Source organism: Silvibacterium sp., assembly GCF_047605705.1.
Classification (GTDB): Bacteria; Acidobacteriota; Terriglobia; order Terriglobales; family Acidobacteriaceae; genus Silvibacterium.
Map to the genome: position 1 here is coordinate 1 of NZ_JASGFD010000104.1, position 4679 is coordinate 4679.

Sequence of the window (4679 nt, forward strand, 5' to 3'; positions counted from 1 at the left end):
GCCGATCCGCGAGACCACCGCGGCCGACGTTCCGCTCAGCGCCGACCACTTCCGCTACTTCGCAGGCGCCATCCGCGCGCAGCAGGGCGGCATCTCCGAGATCGATCACGACACCGTTGCCTACCACTACCACGAGCCGCTCGGCATCGTCGGCCAGATCATTCCCTGGAACTTCCCGCTGCTGATGGCCGCATGGAAGCTGGCTCCGGCACTGGCCGCAGGCAACTGCGTGGTGCTGAAGCCCGCCGAGCAGACGCCGGTCTCGATCCTCATCCTGCTGGAGATCGTCGGCGACCTGCTGCCTGCCGGTGTGCTGAACGTCGTCAACGGCTTCGGCCGCGAGGTCGGCAAGGAGCTGGCCACCAACCCGCGCATCAACAAGGTTGCGTTTACAGGCTCGACCGCAACCGGCCGCCTCATCATGCAGTACGCATCGGAAAACATCATTCCGATGACCCTCGAGCTGGGCGGCAAATCGCCCAACATCTTCTTCGAGGACGTCCTTCGCGAGGACGACGACTACTTCGACAAGGCCATCGAAGGCCTGGTGCTCTTTGCCTTCAACCAGGGCGAAGTCTGCACCTGTCCCTCGCGCGCGCTGGTGCATGAGTCGATCTACGACCGCTTCATCGAGCGTGCCCTCGCCCGCGTCAAGGCCATCAAGCAGGCCAATCCGCTGGACAAGGACACGATGATCGGCGCACAGGCCTCGAAGCAGCAGTTCGAGAAGATCATGTCCTATCTCGACCTGGGCAAGAAGGAAGGCGCGGAGCTGCTGGTGGGCGGTGAAGCGGCGAAGCTCGAGGGCGATCTGGCCGGCGGCTTCTACATCCAGCCGACGATCTTCAAGGGTCATAACAAGATGCGCATCTTCCAGGAGGAGATCTTCGGACCTGTGCTCTCGCTGACCACCTTCAAGACTGACGACGAAGCGCTCGAGATCGCCAACGACACGCTTTACGGTCTGGGCGCCGGCGTGTGGACACGCGATATGAACCGCGCCTACCGCTTCGGGCGCGAGATCGAAGCCGGACGCGTGTGGACCAACTGCTACCACCTCTACCCCGCCCACGCAGCCTTCGGCGGCTACAAGCAGAGCGGCATCGGCCGCGAAAACCACCTCATGATGCTGGAGCACTACCAGCAGACCAAGAACCAGCTGGTCAGCTACAGCACCAAGAAACTGGGCCTCTTCTAATGGCGGAGATACCCGAGCAGGTGACCGCAACCCCCGAGGCCTTGAAGCTCATCGACGAGCTCAAGGCCGAGCACGGGCCGGTCCTCTTCTATCAATCCGGGGGGTGCTGCGAAGGCAGCGCCCCCATGTGCTTTCCCGAAGGCGAATTCCGCATCGGCAGCCGGGATGTAAAACTCGGCGAGATCGGCGGCGCGCCTTTCTACATCTCCAAACCGCAGTTCGAATACTGGAAGCACACGCAGCTGATCATCGACGTGACGCCCGGCTTCGGCGCAGCCTTCTCGCTCGAAGGCCCGGGCGGATTGCAGTTTCTCACCCGCTCGCATGTCTTCACGGACGGCGAGATCGCAGCGCTGCGCGAGGCCGGGCGGATTTAGATCGGCAGTGGGGTGAACCCTCTGAGCTCTCTGTGTCCTCTGGGGCGAAAAGAAGGATGCCGGTTCCCGCCCAAGCGGAACCTGGACGGGGCACCCGTGTGCTCGTTCGTTGAGAGAACTGCAGGTTCCTCCACTGCGCGAGACGGACCTACCGTCTCGCTTCGGTCGGAATGACAGCGTTTTTCATTTAAGAGCGGTTCTACGCCCGGTGAGATTCTTTCGTGCGCGCAACCACGGCGCTCATCGCCGGAACCCTGAGCACTCCGTCGTGGATCGCATCGATCCATGCCGGAGTCCAGTGCCCATCGTCCTTCACCGGGTATTCGCCGAAGGTCACCGGAGCCGCATCCTCTCCTTTGCCTGCAATCAGCCGGAGCGGATGCAACTCACCCGCCTTCAGCGCGCGTGTGTCGACTGCGGCCTCACGGCTCGTATCGCGATTGATCACCACCAGGCTGCGCGCCTTGCCGGGTTCGCCGAGCACGTAGGAGGTGACATGCGAGCCTGTTGCGTCGAGCTCGGCCGGAAGCACGTGGGTGCATCCTCTGCGCGCCTCGGTGAAGGCCAGCATGCCGTAGTACGGAATTCCCGGGGAGGCATTTCCCTGCTTGTCGTTGCGTATGGGGGAGTAGCTGCTCAGGAAGCCGAGCTGATTGACGCCAGTTTCGAGGTTGATGCCCGAGCAGCCATAGCTGGCCAGCAGCAGCATGGTGTCGAGCGTCCACAGCGCGCCGATCATCGCGTCGCTCACCCCCGGCCGTCCGCCGCCGGAGAAGGAGTTCGTCTCGCACAGCCGCCACGGAATTCGGCTCTGCGTGGAAGCGGCGCGCATGCGCGTGAGAACCTCCTGCAATCTCGGGTCCGGGGTGGCGAGCAGCTCAACGCTGCCATGCGTCTGCTCGGCGCGATAGTAGTGCGTTGTCAGCAGCTGCACATCACCGTTAGCATCCTTGGACATCTGCTCCGCCCACTCCACGGAGCTTGCCGTATCCGGAGCCGCGAAGTGCGCCGAGGGCACGGCCTTGCGGATCGCCGCGCTCCACTCGCGGAACTCCTTGAGGTATGCCGCATAGTCCCAGGAGCCGGTCCGGAAAGGCCGATTCCCCTGCCCGTAATTCTCCACTTCGTTGCCCAGCTCGAAGGCCAGCAGATGCGCTCCCAGCGCCGCGCTCACGGCCTGAGCCTCGGCAACGGCATCCTGCACGGTGCCCTGCGCGAAATTCAGGCTCCAGATGGCTCTCCAGCCGGTCCGTTTCATGAACCCGGCGAACTGTTCGAGGGCGGACCCGGTAATCACGGTGTTGTGCGGCTCCGCGATGGCCAGTCCCTTGGGGTCGAATCGCGTATAGTCCGCAACGATCCCGCCCACGCGGATGACACCCCGCTCGCTGAGCCCGCGCACCAGTGCGACATAGGTGTGGTTGTCCCCGCTCAGCAGCCCCAGCGGCACCACCGAGGACATCTCATAGCCCAGCCCCATGAATTCCTCGGCAATCGCGACCGGAGAGCCCTGGCCCGGCCGCAGCACCAGCAGATCCCCGGCGCGATTGCCCTGGGCGCGAGCCGTTACATTCCCGTTGCTGACCGCGAGTCCGGCGGCGGAGCTCAGGAGCATCTTCAGAGTGGTGCGGCGTGAGAACAATGATTCCTCCAGGGACTCCACATACCCGATGCGACAGACGCAGCGGCCTGCTTCTAGAGACGCGGGCAGATAGGTCCGCGGTCGAGTTTAGCAGCCTGAGATGAATCCAGCTCTCGCTCGTAGACTTGTCCCCCCACCACTGGATTCTCGATCCGGCCGACGTGGAAGGCGAACCGCAGGTTCCACCACTGCGCGAGACAAAACGTCTCTCTCCAGCCGGAATGACAGATGCTTTTCCGTGCCCTGTGCTCGCAGCAGCCTCAAGTCTGCGCAACCCTACGCCGATAACCGGGATGTATCGCCATAGGATTCAGCCCTGGTTTCGGGCAGCCGCCGCCGGTGCATCCGGTGCAGGGAGACAGGCCGTGAAAGGCATCATCTTCAACCTCCTTGAAGAGGCGGTGACCGTCGAATACGGCCCGCAGATGTGGGACGACCTCCTGGCCTCGACCCACTCCGAGGGGGTCTACACCGCGCTCGGCAGCTATCCTGACGAGCAGCTCAATGCGATGATCGAGGCCGCTGCCGGCAGGCTGGGCAAACCTGCCGACGAGACGCTGCGCTGGATCGGCCGCGTCGGGATGCCCATGCTCATCGAGCGCTATCCGCGCTACTTCGAGCGCCAGCCCACCGCGCGCGATCTGCTGCTCAGCGTCAACACCGTGATCCATCCCGAAGTACTGAAGGTCTACCCCGGCGCGATCGTCCCATTCTTTGACATGCGCGAAGGGTCGGACGGCAGCCTGCTGCTGGGTTACCACTCGACGCGCCGCTACTGCTTCTTCGCCCATGGGCTCGCCGAGGGCGTGGCCGCGCACTACCGCGAGACAATCACCTTCACCCACCTCAAGTGCATGCATCGCGGCGACGATCACTGTCTTGCGCACATCGCCTTCGCGAGATGACCGATGCCCAACGACCCCACGCTCTCGCACACCTGTTCCTGGCATCGCCGCTACGAGCGCGAGCGCCACGCCCGGCTCGCGTCCGAGGCCCTCGCCGAACAGGGGCTGCACGATCTCTACAACAACAAGCAGCTGCTCGAGCTGGCCGGCTCCATCGCCATCAAGGCCAATGAGGCCACCACCGTCGACGACGCCCTGCTCTTCGCGCTGAAGCGGGTCTGCGAAGCCACCGGCTGGATTCTCGGCCACGCCTACATGGTCACCGGCAATCCTCCGCTGCTGGCTCCTACCAAGCTGTGGTTCGGCGCCGACGGAGAACACCTGCGCGAGTTCCGCGAGATCACCGAGCGCAGCTGGTTCCAGAAAGGCCGCGGCCTGGCCGGACGCGTGCTCGAAACCGGCACGCCGTCGTGGCTGCCGAATGTCCTTGCGCACTCGGACATCGCCCGCAAGCGGGTCGCGGCGCGCTGCGGCCTCACCGCCGCGGTGGCGTTTCCCATCCTCGCGGGAACGGAGGTTGCGGGCGTGCTCGAGTTCTTCCTCGACCAGCCGCGCGA

Annotated in this window: 5 protein-coding genes; 4 read left to right on the forward strand and 1 reads right to left on the reverse strand. The window is 64.3% G+C overall.

All coding sequences use genetic code 11. The features are described 5' to 3' along the window. Both adh and QM649_RS20025 read left to right on the forward strand, forming a co-directional pair. Nucleotides 1–1198, forward strand: a 1198-nt coding sequence (adh, locus tag QM649_RS20020) for an aldehyde dehydrogenase (RefSeq protein ID WP_415200846.1), incomplete at its 5' end; no start/stop codon positions are given. Further along, on the forward strand, nucleotides 1198–1575 hold the full coding sequence (locus tag QM649_RS20025) for a DUF779 domain-containing protein (RefSeq protein WP_415200847.1): 378 nt from the start codon (nucleotides 1198–1200) through the stop codon (nucleotides 1573–1575). The genes adh and QM649_RS20025, both read left to right, overlap by 1 nt. A gap of 199 nt (nucleotides 1576–1774) precedes the next feature. Here the strand turns inward: QM649_RS20025 and QM649_RS20030 are convergent, their stop codons facing one another. Continuing rightward, complete coding sequence (locus tag QM649_RS20030) at nucleotides 1775–3217, reverse strand: hypothetical protein (RefSeq protein WP_415200848.1); 1443 nt, start codon at nucleotides 3215–3217, stop codon at nucleotides 1775–1777. Nucleotides 3218–3582: 365 nt separating this feature from the next. Between QM649_RS20030 and QM649_RS20035 the strand changes: the two genes are divergently transcribed. Then, a complete protein-coding gene (locus QM649_RS20035; protein WP_415200849.1) occupies nucleotides 3583–4122 on the forward strand; it encodes a heme NO-binding domain-containing protein in 540 nt (179 codons plus the stop codon). Nucleotides 4123–4125: 3 nt separating this feature from the next. Beyond that, on the forward strand, nucleotides 4126–4679 hold a 554-nt coding region (locus QM649_RS20040), incomplete at its 3' end, for a GAF domain-containing protein (RefSeq protein ID WP_415200850.1).